Here is a 23127-nt window from a genome sequence, read left to right as displayed (position 1 = left end):
TATGAAGTCCGCACTGGTCCGATGGGCCGACCTTCGCGAACAGCGGGCCGGCACGAGACCGGCGCAGGCTCGTCCGAACGCGGATGCGTCCCGGCAGCGCAGCGGCCACCGCGGCCCGGGCGCCGGCGGACCCGAGGATCCGGTATTCCTCTCCCTGAGTCCCGAGCGGGCCAAGGTGCTGCTCGTCATCGCCGCTCGGGCGTCGAGTTTCACCGTGGTCGCCATCGTGGCGCTCGTGCTGATCACGCTGTTGGCCGCGGGCAGCGGTATGACCGGCGCGTCCGGCGCGATCGCGGCCGGCTGGCTGGCCGTGCATCAGGTGCCGGTCGTGGTCGGCAAGACTTCGCTCGGGCTGCTGCCGCTGCTGCCGACCGCGGGCGTGTTGTGGCTGACCATGCGCGACTGCGCGCATGCCGTCTCGCCGCGCTCCTCACGGGCCGATCTGGGCTGGATCGTCGGCGCCGCGCTCGCGGGCCCGCTGCTGGTCACCGCCGTCTGCCTGGCGGTGGCCGAGGATGCCGCGACAGCGGTGCCGCTGCAGTCGCCCGATACGCTCACCGCCTTCTGCTGGGTGGGGGGTTTGCACCTGCTCGCGGCGGTCACCGGGATCGCCACCCGGCCCAATGCGCTGCGCGATCGGATCGCCTCCTCGCTGCCGGACTGGGTTTTCGCCGGGGCGCGGGCGGCGGTGCGGGCGCTGTGGCGCCTGCTGCTCGGCGGGGCGATCCTCACGCTGGTGTCGTTCGTGCTGCACTGGTCGGTGATCGGTGACACCTACGCGGCCGCGGGCAATATCGCGGGTTTCGTCGGTTTGACCGTGCTGTCGCTGGCCTATCTGCCGAATGTCGTGATCGCGGCGACCAGCGTGCTGATCGGCGCGGAGGTGCACATCGGCGGCGGGGCGCTGAGCGTCTTCTCGGTCGCCGGCGCGCCGGTGCCCGCGCTGCCGGTGCTCGCGGCGGTGCCGAGCGGACCTGCGGCGGGCTGGTGGCCGGTGTTGCTGCTGGTGCCGGCGGCTGTCGGCGTGCGGGGCGGCCTGGACTGCGCGCGCGAGTCCGCCGACGAGGTGCGCAGCCCGTGGGCGACGGTGTTCTCGGCGGCGCTCGCCGCGCTCGCACTGTTGCTGCTGGGCCTGTTCGCCGGCGGCACGGTCGGATCGTTCGGGGAGATCGGACCGGGCGTGCTGGTCACCGCGGGGCTCACCTTCGCCTGGCTGACCGTCGCCGGATACCTCGGATTGCTGTGTGGGCGAAGGTTTCTCGGAATTCCGCCCGCTGTGGTGGAGGTGGATCTCGGCGGGCGGCGCGGCCGGTACCTTCCCACCGACTACTCGCACGACGAGTACGACGATGACGACCGGGACGAGTACCGGGATCACGGCTACGACCCCGACCCCGCCGCCGATCGCGACGACTACTACGACGATCGCGCCGAACCGGCCTATATCGACCAGCTGTACGACGACCCGCGCTACGTCGAATACGAATTCGAGGACGAGGTCGCCGTCGAGGACGACTATCCACGGCCGGCCTACCGCCGCACCGGCTCCACCGAGGTCGTGGAGGTCGACGGCGAACTGCTCGACGACGACCTCGTGCCCGCACACGCCGATCCGGACGCCGAATTCGACGCCGGAAACTCCGACATCGTCGACGCCGAAGTGGTAGAGGGTGACCTGCCGGAGAGCCCCGGCAGGGGCGGTCGTTAGGCTCTAACCCGGCGGACCTCGGGTTCGCCGCCCTCCGGCAGCCCCGACGCACAGGGAGTAGAGCGCTGACCACCCCGCCCGCCCAGCTGGTCCCTCCGACCGCGCCTGCGACCCTCGTCGTTCTCGCCTCGGGCACGGGATCGCTGCTGCAATCGCTGATCGCGGCCACCCAGCGCCCGGACTATCCGGCGCGGATCGCGGCCGTGGGCGTGGACCGGACGTGTGCGGCGACCGAGCATGCGGTCCGGGCCGGCATTCCGGATTTCCGGGTTGCTCCCGCCGACCATCCCGATCGGTCCGCCTGGGATATCGCGCTCACCGACGCGGTCGCTGCCTACGCGCCCGACCTGGTGGTGTCGGCCGGATTCATGCGCCTGTTCGGCCCGAAATTCCTGGAGCGATTCGAGGGCCGGATCATCAACACCCATCCCGCGCTGCTGCCGGCGTTCCCGGGCGCGCACGGGGTGCGCGACGCGCTGGCCTACGGCGTGCGGGTGACGGGTTCCACTGTGCATCTGGTCGACGCGGGTGTCGACACCGGACCGATCCTCGCGCAGGAGCCGGTCGCGGTGCTGCCCGGTGACGACGAGGCGAGCTTGCACGAGCGCATCAAAGTTGTGGAGCGTCGGCTGCTGGCGGACACCGTCGCCGCCGTCGCCACGCGAGGCATTGTCTGCGACGGACGAAAGGCAGTAATCCCAGATGAGTGAGGCCCCGGTGAGTGAGCGCAGCGAACGACCCGAAGACACGGGTGCACGCAGGGCGATCCGCAGGGCGTTGGTGAGCGTCTATGACAAAACCGGGCTCATCGAGCTGGCCACCGGACTGAACGACGCCGGTGTCGAGCTGGTGTCGACCGGTTCGACCGCCGCCCGCATCGCCGACGCCGGAATTCCGGTGACGAAGGTCGAAGACCTCACCGGTTTCCCGGAAACCCTCGACGGCCGGGTGAAGACGCTGCACCCCCGCGTGCACGCCGGCATCCTCGCCGACACCCGCAAGCAGGAGCACCTCGATCAGCTGGTGGAGCTGGGCGTCGAGGCATTCCAGCTGGTGGTGGTGAACCTGTATCCGTTCACGCAGACCGTCGCCAGCGGCGCCACCCCCGACGAATGCGTCGAGCAGATCGATATCGGCGGCCCGTCGATGGTGCGCGCCGCGGCGAAGAACCATCCCTCGGTCGCGGTCGTGGTCGACACCGGTGACTACGACGACGTGCTGGCCGCGGTGCGAGGTGGCGGTTTCACCCTCACCGAGCGAACCACACTGGCCGCCAAGGCTTTCCAGCACACCGCGAGCTACGACGTCGCGGTCGCGAGCTGGATGACCAACGTGCTGACCGCCGAGGACGCCACGGATTCGGCTGCGGGCGGGCAGTTCCCGTCGTGGATGGGCGGTGTGTGGACCCGCGACGCGGTGCTGCGCTACGGCGAGAATCCGCATCAGGCCGCCGCGCTGTATCGCAACGACTCCGGCCCGGCCGGGCTGGCGCAGGCGAAGCAGGTGCACGGCAAGGAGATGTCGTACAACAACTACACCGATGCCGATGCCGCCTGGCGGGCCGCGTGGGACCACGCCGAACCCGCGGTGGCCATCGTGAAGCACGCCAATCCGTGCGGCATCGCGGTCGGCGCCGATATCGCCGAGGCGCACCGCAAGGCGCACGCCTGTGATCCGGTGAGCGCGTTCGGTGGCGTGATCGCGGCCAACCGCGAGGTCACCGTCGAGATGGCCGAACAGGTGGCCGAGATCTTCACCGAGGTCATCGTGGCCCCCGGCTATGCCGACGGCGCGGTGGAGGTGCTGCAGCGCAAGAAGAACGTGCGCATCCTGATCGCCGACGAACCCCGGCGCGGTGGCGTCGAACTGCGGCCGATCAGCGGCGGGGCGCTGCTGCAGCAGACCGATATCGTCGACGCGGACGGTGACGACCCCGCCCACTGGACGCTCGCGACCGGCGAGCCGGCCGATGCCGAAACCCTCGCCGATCTCGAATTCGCCTGGCGCGCATGCCGTGCCGTGAAATCGAATGCGATTCTGCTGGCCCACGACGGCGCCTCGGTCGGTGTCGGCATGGGACAGGTCAACCGCGTCGACGCCGTACATCTGGCGGTGCTGCGCGCCGGTGACCGCGCCAAGGGTTCGGTGGCCGCCTCCGACGCCTACTTCCCGTTCCCCGACGGTCCGCAGCAGCTGATCGCCGCGGGCGTGAAAGCCATTGTGCAGCCGGGCGGTTCGGTGCGCGACCAGCTGACCATCGACGCCTGCCGGGAGGCCGGGGTCACGATGTATCTCACCGGGGCGCGCCACTTCGCGCACTGATCGAGTAACCACGAACGTCGCCGCCCGCTGGTGCCTCCAGCGGGCGGCGACGTCGTTCTACGGGCCGGTCGCGGGCCCGGCGAATCAGTTCGCGCTCAACACTTTCCGGTCGTCGAGCGGCTTCTTCAGCGGGATCTCCAGGGTGCCGAAGACAGCGATCATGGTGCACATGCGCCCGGCCGCCTCGGGCAGCGTGCCGGCCTTCAGGGCGACCGTGACGGTGGTGTCGGTTTCGGTGGTGGACGCGTCCACGCCGTAGCACTCCGGCGAGCCGATCTGGAAGTTCACCGCGATCCGGTCCGGGGCCACCCGGCTCCAGCTGTCGAACGGCAGCGGATGCGGATTGGTGATCGTCGAGTTGGCGGTGAACATCCGGCCGGGTTGCGGCGGGTTCTGCTCGGTCGGCGTGCTGACCGCGGCCGTGGTCGTATTCGCTTGTGCCCCACCGTTGTCGGAGTTCCCGCATGCGGTGACCAGCAGGGCCGGTAGTGCGAGTAGCGCGATTGCCGCCGCTGTGATGCGGCGTCGTCCGGGGATGGAGTCCATGGGGCTCACCCTATCTGCGGGGGTGCGGCGGCTGTGATGCACGTCCCAGTGAACATTCTGCGAACGTCGGCGCGTAACGGCTGCGAAATCCGCGGCGGGGCAAGTAGGGTTCGCAAACGATGAGCGAATGCGGTTCTGCGCCATCGAATCACCGATCGACACGACCTCTTCTCGAAAGGATCCACCGCGTGGGCGACACGTTGCAGGTAGGCGAGGAACTGGGCCTGGGTCAGGCCCTTCAGGGCGGCGCGTACACGCTGACTCTCCAAAACGACGGCAACTTGGTGCTTTCCGAGCCCGACGGCACCGTGGTGTGGGCGACCATGACGCATGAGCGTGGCGTCGAGCGCGCCGTCCTGCAGGAGGACGGCAACTTCGTGCTGTACTCCGGCAGCGGGCCCGTGTGGGCCACCGACACCAACGGGCAGGCCGCCGATCATCTGATCGTGCAACCGGACCGCAACCTCGTCCTGTACGGTCGGGACGGTGCCTCGCTGTGGGCGTCGGGCACCAATACCGACAACCCGATCGTGGTCGAGGAGCCGGTCGCCGCACCCGCGGCCGAGCCGGTCGCCGCACCCGCGGCCGAGCAGGTGCCTCCGCCGCCGGCGCCGGAACCCCGCACTTACACCGTGGAGTCCGGTGACACGCTGTGGGCCATCGCGGAACGGTTCTACGGCGACGGCAACCGCTACCTGGAAATCGCCGGGGCGAGCGGCATCGAGAACCCGGATGTCATCAACGAGGGTCAGCTGCTGACCATTCCGTGACCGGAAACGGCGAACGCCCCCGATGCCGCGGCATCGGGGGCGTTCGTTGTTCGTTCGCTACCTACTGGTGAACGGCAGCAGCGCCATCTCGCGGGCGTTCTTCACCGCGACCGCCACCTGCCGCTGCTGCTGCGGGGTGAGCCCGGTGACGCGGCGGCTGCGGATCTTGCCGCGGTCGGAGATGAACGTGCGCAGCAGGTTCACATCCTTGTAGTCGACGGTTTCGACGCCGGCCGCGATCAGCGGATTCTTCTTGGGCCGCCGGGCCTGTTCGGCGCGGATGCGCTTCGACGGTGCTCGCTTGACTGCCATGTGGGCCATCCTTTCTCGGCGTGAGCTCTGGTCCTACGCTGTCGCGCGGGCGCCCCGACCGCTCCTGCCGGTTCCTTCCGACGAGATCTGCGATGGTCTACCAACTCGATTTGTGTACACCGGGCAGCTCCCCCCGGTGGGCCAGCTCGCGCACACGTACCCGGGATAGTCCGAACTTGCGGAGATGACCGCGGGGGCGGCCATCGGTGGCGTCCCGATTGCGCAATCGTACCGGACTGGCGTCACGCGGCAGTCGCTGCAGCGCGAGCTGTGCTGCCGCCCGGCGATCGTCGGCGGTGGCCGGATCACGGATCAACTCTTTGAGCTCGGCCCGGCGTTCGGCGTAGCGGGCCACGACGGCGCGGCGTTGCTCGTCGCGTGCGATCTTGGACTTCTTCGCCATCACCGCTCCTCGCGGAAGTCGACGTGCCGGCGCAGCAGCGGATCGTATTTACGCAGCACCATGCGGTCGGGGTCGTTGCGGCGGTTCTTGCGGGTCACGTAGGTGTAGCCGGTGCCGGCCGTCGACCGCAGTTTCACGATGGGGCGAATCTCGTTGCTGCGCGCCATCAAACCTTCTCCCCACGCGCGCGGATGCGGGCCACGACCGCTTCGATCCCGTCGCGGTCGATGGTCTTGATGCCCTTGGCCGAGACGCGCAGCGTGATGCGACGGCCCTCGCTGGGCAGGAAGTAGGTCTTGCGCTGGATGTTCGGGTCCCAGCGCCGGTTGGTCCGGACGTGGGAGTGCGAGACGGACTTACCGAAGCCCGGCTTGCGACCGGTGACCTGGCAGTGGGCCGACATGGGGCTCCTTTCTGAAAATCATTTTCGACAACGGTCGCCGCAGACTGTACCGTGTGGTTGGAGCAAATGAAAATCATTATCGAAAGGGGTTCCGGTGCTGTCACATCCCGACCGCCGCACGCCCGTCGTGCTGCTGGCGGGCTTCCAGGGGCCGGTCGCGGACGGTATGGATCACCTCGCGCGACTGCTGGGCGCGGCGCCCGGCACCGTCGTCGTGCGACACGATCTGAGCTCACTGCCCGAGGGAGTGGTGCGCCGCCGGGTGCACCTCGACGGCCGGGAGACGGCGAGCGTGCACGAACTCGCGCACGGCTGCGTCTCCTGCACGCTGCGCGCCGATCTGCTCCCGCTGCTGTGCCGGTTGGCGGCACGAGATTCGGTGCACCGCATCGTGATCGTGCTCGACCCGGCCTTCGAGGCGGAAGCCGTGTGTCATGCGATCGACAACGTGCCCGTGGTCGACCTGGTAGGTCGCGTCGACGGTCCCGCCGCCCGTGATGTGCGTATCGAGGCGGTCGTGACCGGGCTCGACGCCCGCAGCTGGCTGCCGGACGCGCTGAGCGACGAGACGATCGACGAGCGGGCCGGCGGCCCCGGTGACGACGACCGGACGGTGGCGCAGCTCGCCGTCGGACAGGTCGAATTCGCCGACGCGCTAGTGTTTTTCGGTACGGACCAGGTGGGCGCGGGTGAGCGCGACGTCCTGCGGGCGGTCGTGGATCGGCTGGTGCCCCGGGCTCCGTCGATCTGGGTCGGGGACGGGCGGGATATCGCCGCGGGGCGCATCGAGATGCTGCTCGACCGCATTCCGTCCGATTCCCGGCGCGGCCGCATCTTCGACGCGCACGCACCGTTGTTGCGCGGCCGGCCACCGCTGACGGAGGAGAACGGTGTGGCGTTGATCGAATTCGCCACCGATCGCCCGTTCCATCCGACCCGCCTGCACGAGGCGATGGATGTGCTGTTCGACGGCGTGGTCACCGCGCGCGGACGCATCTGGCTGGCGACTCAGCCCGAGCGCGTGGTGTGGCTGGAATCCGCCGGCGGCGGAGTGCGGGTCGGCGACGCCGGAACTTGGCTGGCGGCCATGAGTCCCACGGAACGGGAATCGGTCGACCCCGATCGGCGGGCGCTGGCGGCGCTGCGCTGGGACGAGGATTTCGGTGACCGCGACATCTCGCTGGTGGTCCTCACCTGCGGCGCGAATCCGGACGACATCCGCACCGCGCTGCACTGGGCGCTGCTCGACGAGGCCGAGATGATCCTGCTGCGCAACGCGCCGGATCTGGTCGCGCACTGGGACGATCCGTTCGGCGAGTTCCACGAGGACCCCTGCGACACAACCGAATCCGACAACGCAGGCGGCCGCGGCGTCGAATCCCGGCCGAACGAAAGGTAGGGCGATGAAATCAGGGATCCATCCGGAGTACCACCCGGTGGTCTTCGAGGATGTGAGCACGGGGAAACGCTTTCTCACCCGATCGACGGCGACGAGCACCCGCACCGTCGAATGGTCCGACGGCAACAGCTATCCGCTGATCACCGTCGACGTCACCGCGGACTCCCACCCGTTCTGGACCGGGGCGCACCGCGTCCTCGACACCCAGGGCCGGGTGGAGAAATTCGAACGCAAATACGGCAGGCGCACACCGGGTCCCGGTTCTTCGCGAGGGGAGAACTGAGATGGCGGTGCCGAAGCGACGACTGTCGCGCGCCAACACCCACAGCCGACGTTCGAACTGGAAGGCGATTCCCCCCGACCTGGTGCCGGTAAGCGTCGGGGGCGTCGTCTACAAGATCCCGCGCCGACTGGTCACCGCCGTCCGACGTGGCCTTATCGACCCGACCCGGCTGTAGGACACGGGTTTCGGGCACCGAAAATATGTGGCGTTTGCCTGAATCGAGCGACCAATTGGTTATCGAATAAATCGGAGCCAGCAGGGATATCGGTGTCATCGCGCTTGCGAGGCGGTAGCTGTGATGTGAATTGCCAACTGCTGGTTGGTTTTTGGCGCCGGAAAAAGTCCAGCGGAAACGCTGTTTTCCTGAGGCGGCCCCGGTACCCTCGTGGCTGAGGGCGGGTTCTCCTGGCAACAGGAGAGCCCGCTCATCGCCACTTTCAGGGCCGCTCACTCATATCGCGCGGAGGTGACGGCGCTTCCAGCGCTCGCTGTCCGGGCTGCGGCGCATCATCCGGCTTCGGCCGCAACGCCTCGAGCAACGACTCCCAGCGCGCGATCTGCTCGCCGATCACCGCCGCCGGGTTCTCCAGCAGGGCGGCCACCAGCGACAGCGGCCACGGCAGTTCGGTCGCCGGCGGCGCCTGCCGAGTCAGTTCCAGCACGGTCGTCTCCAGATCGGCGATCTCGGTGCGCAGCTCGGCGATCTGCCGCAGGGCGGCGCCCAGCGCCTCGACGACCGTCCGTTCCGATATGGCGCCGCCGTCCGTGCCGTCGTCGTCGCCCAGCTGTGGCCAGCCCGCCAAGCCGGGACCGCGCAGCTGCACCTGTACATCGCGCAATATCGCTTCCTGCTCCGGAGTCACATCCGGTACCTTCCTCATCGCTCCCGCCGCGGGCCGAAATGCCTGCTCCACACTGTAATTCGCCGTGCTCCTCCCGTGTGCGCCGAGATCGGTGCGGTGACGCCCGGCGGAGCGGTTCCCGTACAGCTGCCGGTCGGCCGGCGGGTGCCGTATATCGGGGGTTCGAGACGTCGGTGTGCGGGCGGCTGCGCATTTGCCGAACCGTGCCCATCGACCGGAAAATGTCCGAATTTTCAGGTTCTTAACATTCCTGGCATCTTCTTGGCGGCTTATTAACGGCCTTTGTTACGTGTTCGTAATGGGTGCAGGACAGCCTGTCTAAGGGTTTCGATTTCGAGCTCAGGCGCCAGGGTATCGGCGCCGCAAACTGCTGAAGAAAGTGTATGAGGGAATGAAGCTCAGGAAGTTCGCCGCAACATCGGCTCTGGTCATCGCTGCTCTTGGGATCTCCACCGGCACCGCATTCGCAGCTCCGGCTCCGGCCGCCAACCCCGATATTCATTACACGGCAAACGTTGTCGACAAATCCGTCGTGGTGAAGACGGACGCGGGGTCGCTGACGACCGAAGGCAACGAGTTCCAGGTCCGCGACAACCAGGGCACGGTGGTAGCCGGATTTCCGCTGAGCTATCAGCACGACGGTCTGGAGTTCCCGATCGCCGCGCAGATCGACGGTAACCAGGCCACCCTGGTGCCGAGCACCGACCGCGCCGCCGCCCACCCGGCGCCGATGCTGCACGATGTGGCCAGCCGTTCGGATCTCGACGCGGCCAACCAGAGTGCGATCAACGAGCTCGGTATCGCCACCAGCATCGGCACCCTCGTCGGCACCGCGATCGGCCTGGCCGGCGGCTGTGCGCTCGGTGCCGTCCTCGGCACCCCGTTCCTGGTCGTCCCGGGCTGGATCGGCGGCTGCCTGACCGGTGCCGCCCTGGGCGCCCCGCTGGGTGCCGCGGCCGGTCTGGTCGGCGTCGGCGGCATCTCCGGCGTGCTCGTCGCGATCGAGTACTTCAACCGGATCAACGCGCCCGCCGAAGGGTAATCACCTGTAGCGCAACGCGATCGGGGCGGGCCGTACGGCCCGCCCCGATTCTCGTCTGTGCGCGGCCCGGCCGCCGCGAATTCGTTCAGCTCACCGGCTGCGGTGCCCGAACCGCCGGTCGCGCCTTGCCGGCCGGCGAAGCGGTCTGTCCGGCAGGGGAATTCGCCGCCTGTGCCAACTGCCGCGAGCGGGTGGTTCCGGTGCGGTCGGGGGCGACCAGCACCGCGGTGATCGGGACCGCCAACGACAGCGTCCCCATCACGAACACCGGCACGAAGAGGGTGAACAGATCGTCGCCGTCGGGCTGGCCGACCGCGGTGTCGAGATGGACGTGCACCCCGGCCTGGCCGAGGTAGTGGATCGCGGTGACCGCCAGCGCATACAGTGCGGCCGCCCCGGCCAGGGGCAGCATCGCGTGGAAACGGGTGGTGGCCCACAGCACACCGATCGAGGCCGCGACGGCCAGCGCCCCCGCGCTCAGCGACATCCAGATGTTCACGTCGACCGATCCCTGCACTCGGATCGCGCCCATGGCGAGCAGGTGCATGATCCCGATGCCGAGGCCCATCACCACGCCGCCGCTGATCACCCGCACCAGCGTGCTCACCTTGCCGGTGATCACCAGACCGGCCAGGACCCCCGCCACCGCGACGGCCGTCGCCACGACCATCCGGGCGATGTCGTAGCGGATCTCACCGGCCGACACCCCGACGCCGAGCATGGTGACGTACACCGCCAGCCAGGTGCCGACCCCGCCGATGGACACTGCCGCCGCGGTGAGCCACACCATCCGGAACCGCGCGGTGACCGAGAGCGTCGACTGGCGAACACAGGCCAGTCCGACGACCGCGCCGGCCGCGGAAACCCCGAGTGCCAGGCCCAGCACCCAGTACCCCATGGTGAAGTAGTTCATCGCTTCCCCTCAGCTCGCACCGCTCAGCTCTGTCCCACCGTCGCGTGGGTGGCGGTCAACCGCGCAATCGCGTATTCGGTGACCGCGGCGAGTGCCCGTCTGACCTCCCCGGCGTCCCGGGCGTCGATATCGACCACCGGCACGCCCTCGCGGATCGACAGCGCCTCCCGCAGTTCGGCGACCGGGAAACGCGGTGCGCTCGGAAACCTGTTGACCGCCACCAGGAATGGCAGCCCGCGCGCCTCGAAGAAGTCGACCGCGGCGAAGCTGTCCTCGATCCGGCGTGTGTCGACCAGCACGACGGCGCCGATCGCGCCGCGGATCAGGTCGTCCCACATGAACCAGAACCGGCGCTGCCCGGGCGTGCCGAACAGGTACAGCGTCAGGTTGCCGGGCAGGATGATGCGGCCGAAATCCATGGCCACCGTGGTGGTTTCCTTGCCCGGGGTGGCGGACAGGTCGTCGATGCCGTCGGATACGCCGGTCACCATGGCCTCGGTGCGCAGCGGCACGATCTCCGAGACCGCACCGACGAAGGTGGTCTTCCCGGCGCCGAACCCGCCCGCGACCACGATCTTGGTCGAGGCGGTGCGGCTGTCGAGCTCCGGGTGGGGCGGCATCGGAGCCGTCGAGTTCTGAAAGTGCATGGGGGGATTCTGGTATGGAAGCGGCGGTTGCGGGTGCGAGCCCGGGGAATTGGGTCCGAGCGGTCCGATCTGCGCGGAATCGGGCTGCGGCGCGGGCGGATACCGCTCGGCCGTCGAGGGTGCCCCGGTGTGCAGGGGCGGTGCCGCGGTGTCAAAGGGCACGGAGTCCACGCAGGGTCCTCTCCATCAGGGATCGCCGCTCGTCGAATGTGGCGTCCTCGCTGAGCGTGGTGTGCACCCGCAGTGTGCCGGCCACCACCAGGTCGCCGATCACCACCCGGATCATGCCCAGGGGACGTTGCAGATGGGCGGCGATTTCGGCGACCGAGAGCCGCCCCGCGCCCAGACGCAGAATATCTGTTCGAATATCGCCTGCGGGCCAATCGAATTGATTGGCGTAGGGCAGTGTTTCCACGACCGCCTCGAGAGGCAGTTCGACCGCGGGTTCGGTGCGCCCAGCGGTCAGCGCATAAGGACGGACGCGAGTGGTTGGCCGGCCGGGCCCGGCTCCGAACGAACTGGACATCGCAATCGTCAGACCGCCGAACGGGCCGTGGCTTGCACGACCGATCCGACTCGATCGACGAGCAGGGCCATCTCGTAACCGATGCGGCCGATGTCGTGCTGCTTGTTGGCCAGTACCGCCAGGTGCGAGCCGTTGCCGACGCTCATCACCAGCAGGTAGCCGCGCTGCATGTCGACGATCGACTGCATCACCTTGCCGCCGTTGAACAATTGCGCCGCCCCCGCCGACAGACTCGCCAGACCGGCGGTCACCGCGGAGAGCTGTTCGGCCCGATCGGACGGGAGGTGCGGACTGGTCGCCTGGAGCAGGCCGTCGGCCGAGACGAGCACCGCGTGCGAGACTCCAGGCACCTCTCTGGTGAAGCGGGTGACGAGCCAGTTCAAATTCTCGTCCGTACTGTTCTGCGCAGTGTCGGTCATGCAAAGCCTCCGTCGTTCTGCTGAGCGTTGTTCCGCCCGGCCTGGTCGTATCCGGCCGCATCGGCAGGGTCGTACTGGGCCGTGTTGTCTCGGACGCTGACGCGTCCGCTGCGGACGCCGCTCAAATGCCTGGACAAGTTGTTGCGGATTTCCTCCGGATCCCGGGCCTCGACGGCATCGTCCTGCGTCACTCCGCCGGGCACCAGCTGCGCACCGGGCCGGCGGATGGGCAGGCCACCCGTGGTACGGGTGGTCGCGGTCGGGGCGCTGGCGTCCGCGGCCGCCGCCCAGCCCTCGTCGGCGGGAGACGACCAGGCGCCGGTCGGCGCGTTCGAGGACGGTTCGACCAGCCATTCGGACACCATGCGCTGATAGATCGGCGTGGGGGATTCCGGTTTGGCCGGCGCCTGAGCATCCTGCTGAGGAGCATCGTGCTGATAGGCATCGGGCCGGGGCGGCGCGAGAGTCGCGCCGTGGCGGGACAGCGGAGCCGGTTCGCGGTCCGGGGTGCGCTGTGCCGGGGCCATGATCGCCGTTTCGGCCCAGATATCGATGGGCTGCGGCTGGGGTTGCGGTCGCGGGTCGGCCGGGGCGGGACGACGGGGCGGCACGATCTGTTCCAGATCGCGGTCGGTCACCGGGTTCCACGGATCGGACGCCGGGGCGAAATTCTCGTCGCGACCGGCGTTTTCGGCCTCCTCGGCCTCGTCGCGTTCGGCGCGGTGATTCTCTTCGGCGTGTTCGTCGTGGAAGGCGTTCTCGCGTCCGGCGTCGGCACCGCGCAGCACGCCGTCGTCGAGCGGTTCCGGCGCGCGGTTGTCGTTCTCGGCGACGTCCGGCAGCGGGGTGAGCCGGGTGACCGGGGCCGCGGATTCGGAATCCGACTGGCCGGCCGGGCGGCGCTGCGGCAGTCCGGCGCTGGTGAATCGGGCCGGCTCCGAAGTCTCCCCGAACCGCTCCGGCGGATTGGGTACCGCGGTGAGTGTGCGGCCGGGAGCGGGGAATTCGGTGACCGGGGAGGGGAAGTCCGCGGCCGGTGTGGTGAAGGTCGAGATGGCCGGCGGGACGACGGCCTCGGTGGGCGAGACCAGCGCCCCCGGTAGATGCACACTGGCCGTGATGCCCGGCTGCTGTGCCATGGTGGAGGTGCGGCGCAGGCTGACCGTGATGGTGTGCCGTGCCGCCAGGCGGCCGACCACGAAAAGACCCATGCGGCGAGCGGTTTCGATGGTGACCTCACCACCGGAGGCCAGGCGCTCGTTGATCGCGCGCATATCGTCGGCGGACATGCCGAGACCGCGGTCGGTGATCTCGATCAGATATCCGCCGTCCACCGCGCGCGACACCGAGACCGCCACCGGCGTATTCGGCGGCGAGTAGCGCAGCGAGTTGTCGATCAGCTCGGCCAGCAGGTGTTCGATGTCGACGGCGGGCTCACCGGCGACGATACCGTCGGGCACCGAACCGATTTCGACGCGCTGATAATCCTCGACCTGGGAGACCGCGCTCCACAGCATGTCCGACAGCGGCACCGGCGGCAGATGTCCGCGGCGCAGCGCGGTGCCGGCGAGCACCAGCAGGTTGTCGCCGTTGCGGCGCATGCGGGTGGCGAGGTGGTCGAGGCGGAACAGGCTCTGCAGCCGATTGGAGTCGTCCTCGTCGCGTTCCAGATCCTCGATCAGCGACAGCTGCTGTTCGACCAGTGATTGGCTGCGCCGCGAGAGCGTTTCGAACATATTGCTGATCTGCAGGCGCAGGCGGGCCTGTTCGGCGGCGAGGAACAACGCCTGGCGGTGCATGTCGTCGACCGCTCGGGCCAGCTGGCCGATCTCCTCGGTGGTCTGCACGTCGACCGGGACGATCTCCGGGGTCGCGCCGCCGCCGCGCACGACCGCGAGTTCGGCGGGCAGATCGGTGTGCGCGACCTGCAGCGAATCGCGGCGCAGGCGGCGAATCGGGACGACCAGTGAGCGGGCGACCGCCAGCGCGAGGGCCAGACCGGCCAGCAGGGTCACGACCACCAGCGCCACATCGCGCAGGACCGTGCCGCGCGCGTCGACCGAGCGGTCCGACAGTCCGGAGTCGATCAGGTCGACCAGATGGTTGGTGGCCTCGTTGTAGGTGTCGGTGCTGGTCTGCAGCGACTGCACGACGCCGGGCACGTTGATCGGCTCGACCGCGTTCTGGCTCATCGCCGCGATACGCGTCTGCAGCGCGCCCAGCAGCACATCCGGCTTCAGCGCCGATTCCGGCTGCACGACCGCGTACTGGTTGATCATGGTCAGCTCGGCGCCGGTGGCCGTCAGGACCTGGGCCAGCACGGCCGGGTTGTTGCCGATCTCGCCGCTCTCCAGCGCCAGCTGCTGCTGGGTGAACATCTGGCGGGCGATCGCGATGACACCCATCTGCACGTAATAGCGCTCGAGGGTGGTCTCCTTCGGCGTCGCCAGCGACGAGACGGCGTTGCTGACGTGGCCGTTCACCTCACTCGCCTGTTTGACCACCTCTTGCGGCGCACCGCCGTGCAGGCTGTTGCGCAGGGTGCGCCCGGCCGCCAGCGCCTCGGTGAGTTCGGTGGCGACCCGCTTGTCGGCCGCCGAATTCTGCAGCGCCGTCTGCAGATCCGCCGCGGCCTGGTCGAACCGGGCCGCGGCCTGGTCCAGCGCCGACTGCGGAACGTGTTCGCCGTTGCCGAGGGTGACGGCGAGATTGTTGGCCGCCGAGCCGAAGTCGAGGGTCGGCCGAATGATCCGCGCCTGCTCACTGGCCGTGTTCAGCTGTGAGACGGTGCCGAGTTCGTCCTTGATTCGAAGAACGGCGAATGCCGATGCCAGCACGACCGGCAGCAGTAGCACGATGCCGACCTTGCTGGTCACGGACAGGTTGGACAGACTCCTCTGCCATGGCCGCGGTGCAGTGCCCATCCCGCTTCCGTCGCCTCCGCTCGCGCACGTGCCCCGGGTTCCGGCCGCCGCCCGCGTCTGGCCGTTCGGGTCCAACGGGTTGAGAACCAACTAGAGGTTTACTTTTACCGCAGGCAACATACCGCGAGAACACGTTCGCGGCAATTTGGAGGGGTCCAGCGACAACGGTCTAAATCGGCTCGGCGCAACAACTTTCGTGTGCAACACATACTTCTCGGAACTATTTTCGATGATTCCGCAGGTCACCTGTTGTGGATGTGCGGCGTGTCGAATGGTCGGTTCTCAGTCGGCTCTCAGTCGATCCGGTCAAACTGGAGGCCATGCGCATTCTGGTAGTCGACGATGATCGCGCGGTGCGCGAGTCGCTGCGCCGGTCGCTCACCTTCAATGGGTATTCCGTCGAGCTGGCGGTCGACGGCGTCGACGCCTTGGAGAAGGTCAGCGCGTCCCGGCCCGATGCATTGGTGCTCGATGTGATGATGCCGCGGCTGGACGGCCTGGAGGTATGCCGCCGCCTGCGCAGCACCGGTGATGATCTGCCGATTCTCGTACTCACCGCCCGGGATTCGGTGTCGGAGCGAGTGGCCGGGCTCGACGCCGGCGCCGACGACTATCTGCCCAAGCCGTTCGCGCTCGAGGAATTGCTGGCGCGTTTGCGCGCGCTGTTGCGCCGCACCACCGCCGACCCGGCCACCGATTCCTCGGAGACGATGCGTTTCGCGGATCTGTCCCTGGATCCGGTGACGCGCGAGGTATCGCGCGGCGAGCGCGCCATCAGCCTGACCCGCACCGAATTCTCGCTGCTGGAAATGCTGATGGCGAATCCGCGCCGGGTGTTGACGCGCAGCCGCATTCTGGAAGAGGTCTGGGGCTACGACTTTCCGACCTCCGGTAATGCGCTCGAGGTCTATATCGGCTATCTGCGCCGCAAAACCGAGGCCGAGGGGGAGCCACGATTGATCCACACCGTGCGCGGGGTGGGTTACGTGCTGCGCGAGACTCCTCCGTAGGCCGGGTCGTCGTGGCAAGAGCTCATCCGGGGCACGGTGGCCGTCCCGATCGCGTGGCCCGGCTGGGGCCGCGTCCCGATCCGCACGAAATGCGCCCGCCGATGCCGCTGACCCGATCGGTGTCGCTGCGCTGGCGGGTGACGCTGCTGGCCGCCTCGGTGGTGGCCATCGCCGTCGCGGTAACCTCGATCGCCGCCTACGCACTGGTCGCCCGCGCCCTGTACGCCGATGTGGACAGTCAGTTGCGCAGCCGCTCGGAGGTGATGGTCAAGAACAACATCGACCTGCAGGGATTTCAGGCGATCATCATGTTCAGCAGCCTGTACTCCAACGATATCGGCATCGCGCTGATCTATCCCGACGTCGATGTGCCCTATGCCCCGCCGCAGCCGATGGATCCGCCGATCGGCCCGGCCGAGATGGCGGTGGCGCACGATAAGGCGGATGTCTCGCTGCGGACGGCGAACAATCAGCGCGTCCTCGCCCGGCGCACGAAATCCGGTGCCACGCTGGTTATCTCGCGATCACTGGAACCCACCCGTGAAGTGCTCGACCGGCTCGCGTGGCTGCTGTTCACGATCGGCGGCTGCGGCGTGCTGGTCGCCGGAGCCGCCGGTGCCACGGTCGGCCGAACGGGGCTGCGGCCCATCGCGCGATTGACCGCGGCCACCGAACGCGTCGCGCGCACCGACGATCTGGCGCCGATTCCGGTCACCGGTGACGACGAATTGGCGCGGCTCACCGAGAGTTTCAATCTGATGTTGCGGGCGCTGGCCGAATCTCGCGATCGGCAGCGGCGACTGGTGGCCGACGCCGGACACGAACTGCGCACCCCGCTGACCTCGCTGCGCACCAATATGGAACTGCTCATCGCCTCCTCGCGACCGGACGCGCCGCCGATTCCCGAGGAGGACATGGCCGGGCTGCGCGCGGATGTGATCGCCCAGATCGAGGAGCTGTCCACGCTGGTGGGAGACCTCGTGGACCTGGCCCGCGAGGACGCGCCCGAAACCGTCTACGAGCGTGTCGATCTCGGCGAGGTCGCCGAGCGCGCACTGGAACGGGCGCGGCGGCGGCGCGTGGACGTCCAATTCTCGGCGCAGCTGCGGCCGTGGTTCGTCTACGGCCACGACGCCGGACTGGAGCGAGCCATCCTGAACGTGCTCGACAATGCCGCGAAGTGGAGTCCGCCGGAGGCGCAGGTCATTCTGACCATGCGCGAAACCGGGCCCGGGCTCATGGAAATCGCCATCGACGATGCCGGGCCGGGTATTCCGCCGGAGGAACGGGAGCTGGTCTTCGAACGCTTCTACCGCACCACGGCGTCGCGATCGATGCCCGGCTCCGGGCTCGGTCTGGCGATCGTGAAACAGGTGGTGTCCAAACACGGCGGCACGATCACCGTGGACACCTCCGAGCGCGGCGGCACACTGGTGCGCATCGTCCTTCCCGGCGAACCGCCGGTCGCCGGAGAGCGCCGGGCGTGATCACCGGCGATCCGGAATCGCCGGGCGCGCGCAGGGGCGCCCCATAAACTGTGACCCGTGCGGCGTCCCGATCCCGCGGAAACCCGGATACGGCACGGAGTCACGGAGAACTGAAAGCACGGTCTCAGTCCGCTCTCAGTCGCTGTCACCAGGCTGGGCGACAGACTCGAGGAGAAACGAGAAATATGACCGAGGATTCGAGGGACAGGCGCGACGAGCCGACCGGTTCGACTCCCCAGTCGGGCGGGGCCGAGCCGACTCCGCCGTCGACAGGTTCCGGAACCGCTTCGCAGTCGGGGGCTGATGAGACCGCTTCGCAGTCGGGGGCCGGCGAGACGGCTGCGCAGTCGGGGGCCGGTGGGACCGCTTCGCAGTCGGGGGATGCCGGGAACGCCTCGCGCGGGTGGGGGCAACCGTCGCAATGGGCAGGGCCGTCGTCGCAGGCCGGTGGGGCCGACACGGGTGCGCAGTCGCCGGGATCGGGACCGGCCGGTTCGAGCAGGGGCCCGCAGGGACAGCCCGGCGAGCAAGCGTCCGGCGAGCATCGGACCGAGCAGTTCACGAATCCCGGACAGGGCGGGCCCGACCGACCGGGGCAAGGGTACGGACCGGGACAACACCCGGGGTTCGCGGCCGGTCACACCGCGCCGATGCCGCCGTACAACCCGTACGCCGCGGGCCACACCTCGGGCCAGGGCTATCAGCAGCCGGGCTCGTACCCCTCCGGCACGCCCTACGCCACCGGCGAGCACCGCGCCGGTGAACCGTATCCCGCCGGTCCGGGTGCCGATTCCACCGGCGCTTACGCCGGGACTCCGCGCCGCCGCGGCCGCGCGGGGCTGCTCGCCGGCGCCGTCGTGCTGGCGCTCGTCGCGGGTGGTATCGGCGGTGCGGTCGGCACCCTCGCCACGCGCTCGGACGACAACAACGCTCCGGCCAACAACGCCCTGAACGCGCCCGCGCCGGTCGATCCCGCCTCGGCGAGCGCACCACCCGGATCGGTGCCCGCGGTCGCGCAGAAGGTCCTGCCCAGCGTCGTGATGATCCGCGTCGCGGGCGCCAAGGCGGAGGGTGAGGGCTCGGGTGTGGTGCTGTCCTCGGACGGGCTGATCCTGACCAACAACCACGTGGCCAGCGGTGCCGGCCCCAACGCCAAGATGGTGGTCGCGTTCCAGGACGGCACGACCGCCAACGCCTCGGTCGTCGGCGTCGATCCGGTGTCGGATCTGGCCGTCATCAAAGCGGCCGGCAAGACCAACCTGACGCCGATCGAACTCGGCACCTCGCGCAACCTGATGGTCGGCCAGCCCGTGGTGGCGGTCGGCTCGCCGCTGGGCCTGGCCGGAACCGTCACCACCGGCATCGTGTCGGCGCTCAGCCGCCCGGTGTCGACCAGTGGTGAGGCAGGCTCGCAGGGCACGGTCATCTCCGCGATCCAGACCGATGCCGCGATCAACCCCGGCAATTCCGGTGGCGCGCTGGTCGATACGAACGGCAAGCTGATCGGCATCAACACCGCGATCGCCACCCTCGGCGCCTCGGAGATGCCCGGTTCGCAGAGCGGTTCGATCGGCCTGGGCTTCGCGATTCCGGTCGATCAGGCCCGTCGCGTCGCCGATGAGCTGACCAAGTCCGGCCACGCCACCTATGCTCAGATCGGGATCTCGGTGCGCGCGCAGGACGACGTCAACGGCGCCCGGGTCCTGGACGTGACACCGGACGGTCCGGCCGCCAAGGCGGGCATTCCGTCGGGTGCGATCGTCACCCGGGTCGACGATCAGGTCATCGACTCGGGCAATTCGCTGATCGCCGCCGTGCGGTCGCACCAACCTGGTGACAAGGTGAAGGTCACCTACACCGATCCACAAGGACAGAATCCGAAAACCGTCGAGGTGACCCTCGGCGCCGCACCGGCGGAGGGTGGCCGATGATCCGTGAACCGCGTCCTTTGACAGTGCTCCCGACACCCGACGCCGACGAGCCCGGGGGACCGGAGTGGTTGTCGCCCACGGACGCTACGGTGAGCAACATGGAAATCGATGCTCCCGTTGCGGGCCGGGCACTTGTTGTGGTCGTGGACGATCGAACCGCGCATGGCGGGGTGGACTCGCTGGGGCCACTGGTGACCGAACTGCTCACCGAATTCGGCTTCCTCGTCGACGCCACGGTGTCGGTGGCCGGCGACGAGATCGAGATTCGCAACGCCCTCAACACCGCCGTGATCGGCGGGGTCGACCTGGTGATCTCCGTGGGCGGCACCGGTATGTCGCCGCGCGATGTCACCCCGGAGGCGACCCTCGAGGTGCTCGATCGCGAATTGCCCGGCATCAGCGAGGCGCTGCGCGCCTCCGGACTCGCGGCCGGTTCCCTCGACGCCGGTCTCTCGCGTGGTCTGGCCGGAGTCTCGGGCAGCACCCTCGTGGTCAATCTGCCCGGCACCCGCGATGCCGTGCGCGACGGTATGGCGACGCTCGGCCCGCTGGTGAGCCGGGTCGTCGACGAACTGTCCGGCTTGGCGGAATAATCACGGTATGACCGATCGGCCGGCAAGGGCGCAGCGTCCGGGCGATTCGCACTCCGCGGATCGCCCGGCGAAGGGCCGCGCCCGGTCGGCCGCGGAGGCCGCGCGCCTGGCGCGGGTCTTCGGCGAGACGCTGCCGCGCACCAGCAGCGACGAGCGCGCACCCGACGGTGAGCTCCCCAGCTCCTCGGACGATTGGCTGCGCGCGCAGGTGCCCCCTCATCACGGATAACTCGTGACGTTGATGCCGATACATGCGGTTATCGGCTGTGTCCCAGATCATGAGGCATTTCGCCGTCCGATGTTGGCGGCGGTGAGGCGTGCCGTTTATTGTCCCGTTCGGGCTGCTTCACCTGCGGTTCTCGAAGGCTCCGGATAGGCGTGCGGGTCGCGCCGCCCGGTGGAGTTCGAGGCCGCCCGCAAGAACCTGATGAGGGGACATATGAATACGAACCGTGCGAACGGTCGGCGGTGGGGTGTGCGCGTCTCGGGCCTCGGCGCCGCCGCGGCCGTGGCGCTCGGCCTGTTCTCCACCGGCGCCGCCAACGCCGACACCTTCGTCGCGCTGCCCGGCGGCGATCTGTCCAAGACGCTGTCCGACGGCACCGTGGTGCACGTCTGGCTGGACGGCGAATCCGCGAATATCGATCCGTCGCTCGACGCGACGCCGGTGCACCGCAATGCGTGGGTCTCCGGCAACGCCCATGTCGAACTGTCCGGCGACACCACCGTCGTGGGAGGCAGCATCTACCCCGGATACACCGTGGGCTGCCAGGTCGACATCTCCGGCGGCGGCGTCGACGGCGGTCCCAGCGCGAGCATGGACTGGAGCGACGGCGAGAACGCCAAGCCGGATGCCGGCGGAAATATCGGCGGCAACCTGACTCTCGTTCCGGGCCAGGCGAAGTCGTTCTATGTCCTCGACACCGAGGAGAAGGACGACTTCGGACAGGACGTGCACAAGACCCGCAACAAGTTCCAGGGTGCCGGCGGTTCGGTGGCCTGGTCCGACGAGACCATCGGCCTGACCGGATGTGGCGGTTACGCGCAGGCGCGCGCATTCGTCAGCGTCGAGGTCGAGACCGACAACGTCATCTCCTGGGTGACGCTGTGGGGTAAGGCGTTCAGCCTGGGCTGAGCCGTTCCGGATATGCGGCAGGGCCGGTGCCGTCACCGACTCCGCTGCGTATCACCCTGTCGGCGTAGGGAATCGACGTCGGCGAACTCGTGCCGGCCGCCGGCGCTCTGACTGCCCTCCGAGAGCAGATCGCGGATCTCGGTGAGCAGTGCGACCTCGGTCATCACGGCTTCCTTCTCGGTGCCGTAGCGCTTCATCAGCCGGCCCGCCGGCAGCACCAGAATGAAGTACAGGATCGCCGCGATGAGAATGAAGTTGACCACGGCGGTGACGATGGGGCCGAGTGCGATGAATGTGGACGGTTTACTGGAATCCAGATAGAAGCCCCAGCCGTGTTCGTTCGCGCCGCCGAACACATCCAAGAGGGGATTGACGATTCCGGTCACGATGGCGGTGACGACCGCGGTGAACGCGGTACCGATGACGACCGCGACCGCCAGATCGATCACGTTCCCGCGGAGCAGGAAATCCCTGAAACCTTTCAGCATTGCGGCTCCTGTCTCATCCGGCGTGCCCGCGCCTCGCCGTTCGGTCTGGTCGTGGCATCCGATGCGATTGCTTTCCGCTATCGAATGAGGTACTCGGGATGCTAACGGACAGTTGTGGCAAATGCTTGGCGAACACAGCGAACATCAGTGAAACACCACGGTCAGGGCAGTGTGCAACGAGGCGGCCGCGACGGTGGTCGCATGCCCCGGATCGAGTGCCAGCAGCACGATTCGTTCGGGGGACGCGCGGGTCCGGGAACCGGTGTCGGCGGCACCGGAAATGAGGACGACCGCGGCATCGGTGGCGAGGGTATGTGCGGACGGTGAACGCTCCCGTGGCGCAGTCGCCTCCGGATCGCCGTGCGCGCCGGTGTCCTCCGCGGCGACCACGTCCACCCGGTCGCCGGGTCGCAGAATATCGGCAATCGCGTTGTCCGCCAGACGCATCGGCACGATTCGGGCATTCGGCGTGCCGGCCGCCGCGGCTGCCAGGCGTGGGCCGACGATCCGGAGATCGGTGAGTATCTCCCCGGCGTGCACAGCGCCGGTCGAGGTCGCGCCGAGCAGTGTCGCGGGATCGGTGACGGCGCCTTCCGGTACCGCGTCCGGTGGCAGGTCCGCGTACCGCAGATCCGCGGGAGCCAGCACCTGTCCGGGTTGCACGTCCCGTGCCGCGACCACCACCGGTGCGCGATGCCCGGCGGGACCGCCGCGCAGGGCGACGACGGCTGCCGCGGCGGCCAGTCCGACGGCGGACAGCCGGCGGAGCAGGGTCAGGTCGAGCCAGGGTGGCCGTATCCGGGACAGGAATTCGGTGCCACGAGCATGGCCGAGATCGGTATCGCCGGTGCGTAGCCGATCGAATCGCAAGGTCCGCATACCGGCCACCGTAGGGCCCACGACAGGTCGGTCATCCAGGAAAAGAGCAGGTCAGAACTTTTCTGTGGATAACGGAAAGGCTGTGGACAACTGAGGACGGCACGGCCGGAGGTGCATAACCGGC

27 protein-coding genes are annotated in these 23127 nt (G+C 68.7%); 14 read left to right on the top strand and 13 right to left on the bottom strand.

The features are described from left to right. Position 1 precedes the first annotated feature (1 nt). The 3 genes from C8258_RS13315 (at position 2) to purH (ending at position 4030) form a co-directional block, all read left to right on the top strand. On the top strand, positions 2-1708 hold the full coding sequence (locus C8258_RS13315; protein WP_106955458.1) for a DUF6350 family protein: 1707 nt from the start codon (positions 2-4) through the stop codon (positions 1706-1708). Positions 1709-1773: 65 nt separating this feature from the next. Next, positions 1774-2418 carry a phosphoribosylglycinamide formyltransferase gene (gene purN, locus C8258_RS13310; RefSeq protein WP_199195696.1) on the top strand — a complete coding sequence of 215 codons (645 nt, stop codon included), beginning with the start codon at positions 1774-1776 and terminating at the stop codon, positions 2416-2418. Then, positions 2411-4030, top strand: a complete 1620-nt coding sequence (gene purH / locus C8258_RS13305) for a bifunctional phosphoribosylaminoimidazolecarboxamide formyltransferase/IMP cyclohydrolase (RefSeq protein ID WP_106955456.1) — start codon at positions 2411-2413, stop codon at positions 4028-4030. The genes purN and purH overlap by 8 nt, the downstream gene beginning before the upstream one ends. A gap of 84 nt (positions 4031-4114) precedes the next feature. Here purH and C8258_RS13300 read toward each other — a convergent pair whose 3' ends face one another. Beyond that, entirely contained in the window at positions 4115-4576 is a 462-nt protein-coding gene (locus C8258_RS13300; protein ID WP_106955455.1) for a hypothetical protein, read from the bottom strand. Between the two features lie 188 nt (positions 4577-4764). Between C8258_RS13300 and C8258_RS13295 the strand changes: the two genes are divergently transcribed. Then, positions 4765-5346: a LysM peptidoglycan-binding domain-containing protein gene (locus C8258_RS13295; protein ID WP_106955454.1), complete on the top strand. Its 582-nt coding sequence runs from the start codon at positions 4765-4767 to the stop codon at positions 5344-5346. A gap of 57 nt (positions 5347-5403) precedes the next feature. On the opposite strand, the gene rpsR is transcribed toward C8258_RS13295, so the two are convergent. The 4 genes from rpsR to rpmB form a co-directional block, all read right to left on the bottom strand. Beyond that, positions 5404-5658 carry a 30S ribosomal protein S18 gene (gene rpsR, locus C8258_RS13290; RefSeq protein WP_040722001.1) on the bottom strand — a complete coding sequence of 85 codons (255 nt, stop codon included), beginning with the start codon at positions 5656-5658 and terminating at the stop codon, positions 5404-5406. A gap of 97 nt (positions 5659-5755) precedes the next feature. Further along, entirely contained in the window at positions 5756-6061 is a 306-nt protein-coding gene (gene rpsN, locus C8258_RS13285) for a 30S ribosomal protein S14 (protein ID WP_036505472.1), read from the bottom strand. Further along, on the bottom strand, positions 6061-6228 hold the full coding sequence (gene rpmG, locus C8258_RS13280; protein WP_036505471.1) for a 50S ribosomal protein L33: 168 nt from the start codon (positions 6226-6228) through the stop codon (positions 6061-6063). The genes rpsN and rpmG overlap by 1 nt, the downstream gene beginning before the upstream one ends. After that, on the bottom strand, positions 6228-6464 hold the full coding sequence (gene rpmB / locus C8258_RS13275) for a 50S ribosomal protein L28 (protein WP_063006643.1): 237 nt from the start codon (positions 6462-6464) through the stop codon (positions 6228-6230). The genes rpmG and rpmB overlap by 1 nt, the downstream gene beginning before the upstream one ends. Before the next feature lie 166 nt (positions 6465-6630). On the opposite strand from rpmB, the gene mrf reads away from it, so the two are divergent. The 3 genes from mrf to rpmF are packed head-to-tail and all read left to right on the top strand — an operon-like array spanning position 6631 to position 8321. Next, the gene (gene mrf, locus C8258_RS13270) at positions 6631-7863 is read left to right on the top strand and encodes a ribosome hibernation factor-recruiting GTPase MRF (protein ID WP_106955508.1); all 1233 of its coding nucleotides are present in this window, start codon (positions 6631-6633) and stop codon (positions 7861-7863) included. 4 nt (positions 7864-7867) lie between these two features. Then, positions 7868-8146, top strand: coding sequence for a type B 50S ribosomal protein L31 (locus C8258_RS13265; RefSeq protein WP_036505467.1), 279 nt, complete (start codon positions 7868-7870; stop codon positions 8144-8146). A 1-nt stretch (position 8147) separates the two neighbouring features. Beyond that, the gene (gene rpmF, locus C8258_RS13260; protein ID WP_106955453.1) at positions 8148-8321 is read left to right on the top strand and encodes a 50S ribosomal protein L32; all 174 of its coding nucleotides are present in this window, start codon (positions 8148-8150) and stop codon (positions 8319-8321) included. Positions 8322-8583: 262 nt separating this feature from the next. Here rpmF and C8258_RS13255 read toward each other — a convergent pair whose 3' ends face one another. Beyond that, complete coding sequence (locus tag C8258_RS13255; protein WP_146161225.1) at positions 8584-9027, bottom strand: hypothetical protein; 444 nt, start codon at positions 9025-9027, stop codon at positions 8584-8586. Positions 9028-9541: 514 nt separating this feature from the next. Between C8258_RS13255 and C8258_RS13250 the strand changes: the two genes are divergently transcribed. Then, the gene (locus C8258_RS13250; RefSeq protein WP_233225063.1) at positions 9542-10051 is read left to right on the top strand and encodes a hypothetical protein; all 510 of its coding nucleotides are present in this window, start codon (positions 9542-9544) and stop codon (positions 10049-10051) included. Between the two features lie 85 nt (positions 10052-10136). On the opposite strand, the gene C8258_RS13245 is transcribed toward C8258_RS13250, so the two are convergent. The 5 genes from C8258_RS13245 to C8258_RS13225 form a co-directional block, all read right to left on the bottom strand. After that, positions 10137-10964: an MHYT domain-containing protein gene (locus C8258_RS13245; RefSeq protein ID WP_106955451.1), complete on the bottom strand. Its 828-nt coding sequence runs from the start codon at positions 10962-10964 to the stop codon at positions 10137-10139. 23 nt (positions 10965-10987) lie between these two features. Continuing rightward, the gene (locus C8258_RS13240) at positions 10988-11611 is read right to left on the bottom strand and encodes an ATP/GTP-binding protein (RefSeq protein WP_228533681.1); all 624 of its coding nucleotides are present in this window, start codon (positions 11609-11611) and stop codon (positions 10988-10990) included. A 151-nt stretch (positions 11612-11762) separates the two neighbouring features. Further along, the gene (locus tag C8258_RS13235) at positions 11763-12137 is read right to left on the bottom strand and encodes a DUF742 domain-containing protein (RefSeq protein ID WP_106955450.1); all 375 of its coding nucleotides are present in this window, start codon (positions 12135-12137) and stop codon (positions 11763-11765) included. An 8-nt stretch (positions 12138-12145) separates the two neighbouring features. After that, positions 12146-12556 (bottom strand): roadblock/LC7 domain-containing protein, encoded by a 411-nt coding sequence (locus tag C8258_RS13230; protein WP_030515097.1) that lies wholly within the window; start codon positions 12554-12556, stop codon positions 12146-12148. Continuing rightward, entirely contained in the window at positions 12553-15432 is a 2880-nt protein-coding gene (locus C8258_RS13225) for an ATP-binding protein (protein ID WP_233225062.1), read from the bottom strand. The genes C8258_RS13230 and C8258_RS13225 overlap by 4 nt, the downstream gene beginning before the upstream one ends. Before the next feature lie 368 nt (positions 15433-15800). Between C8258_RS13225 and C8258_RS13220 the strand changes: the two genes are divergently transcribed. From C8258_RS13220 to C8258_RS13195, 6 genes are all read left to right on the top strand, one after another. Further along, positions 15801-16490 (top strand): response regulator transcription factor, encoded by a 690-nt coding sequence (locus tag C8258_RS13220; RefSeq protein WP_039780838.1) that lies wholly within the window; start codon positions 15801-15803, stop codon positions 16488-16490. Positions 16491-16579: 89 nt separating this feature from the next. Continuing rightward, on the top strand, positions 16580-17977 hold the full coding sequence (locus tag C8258_RS13215; protein ID WP_106955507.1) for a HAMP domain-containing sensor histidine kinase: 1398 nt from the start codon (positions 16580-16582) through the stop codon (positions 17975-17977). 650 nt (positions 17978-18627) lie between these two features. After that, complete coding sequence (locus C8258_RS13210; protein ID WP_106955448.1) at positions 18628-19908, top strand: S1C family serine protease; 1281 nt, start codon at positions 18628-18630, stop codon at positions 19906-19908. Between the two features lie 98 nt (positions 19909-20006). Then, positions 20007-20501, top strand: a complete 495-nt coding sequence (locus C8258_RS13205) for a molybdenum cofactor biosynthesis protein B (RefSeq protein ID WP_081879443.1) — start codon at positions 20007-20009, stop codon at positions 20499-20501. A 7-nt stretch (positions 20502-20508) separates the two neighbouring features. Next, positions 20509-20730 (top strand): hypothetical protein, encoded by a 222-nt coding sequence (locus C8258_RS13200; protein WP_106955447.1) that lies wholly within the window; start codon positions 20509-20511, stop codon positions 20728-20730. Positions 20731-20940: 210 nt separating this feature from the next. Further along, positions 20941-21636 carry an MspA family porin gene (locus C8258_RS13195; RefSeq protein WP_106955506.1) on the top strand — a complete coding sequence of 232 codons (696 nt, stop codon included), beginning with the start codon at positions 20941-20943 and terminating at the stop codon, positions 21634-21636. 32 nt (positions 21637-21668) lie between these two features. Here the strand turns inward: C8258_RS13195 and mscL are convergent, their stop codons facing one another. Beyond that, a complete protein-coding gene (gene mscL / locus C8258_RS13190; RefSeq protein ID WP_106955446.1) occupies positions 21669-22124 on the bottom strand; it encodes a large conductance mechanosensitive channel protein MscL in 456 nt (151 codons plus the stop codon). 144 nt (positions 22125-22268) lie between these two features. Next, entirely contained in the window at positions 22269-23003 is a 735-nt protein-coding gene (gene cpaB, locus C8258_RS13185) for a Flp pilus assembly protein CpaB (RefSeq protein WP_106955445.1), read from the bottom strand. Positions 23004-23127: the final 124 nt, after the last annotated feature.

This window comes from Nocardia sp. MDA0666 (assembly GCF_003023875.1).
Lineage (GTDB): Bacteria > Actinomycetota > Actinomycetes > Mycobacteriales > Mycobacteriaceae > Nocardia > Nocardia aobensis.
The sequence above is the reverse complement of the archived record's forward strand: the minus strand, read 5'-3'. Positions and strand labels throughout refer to the sequence as shown.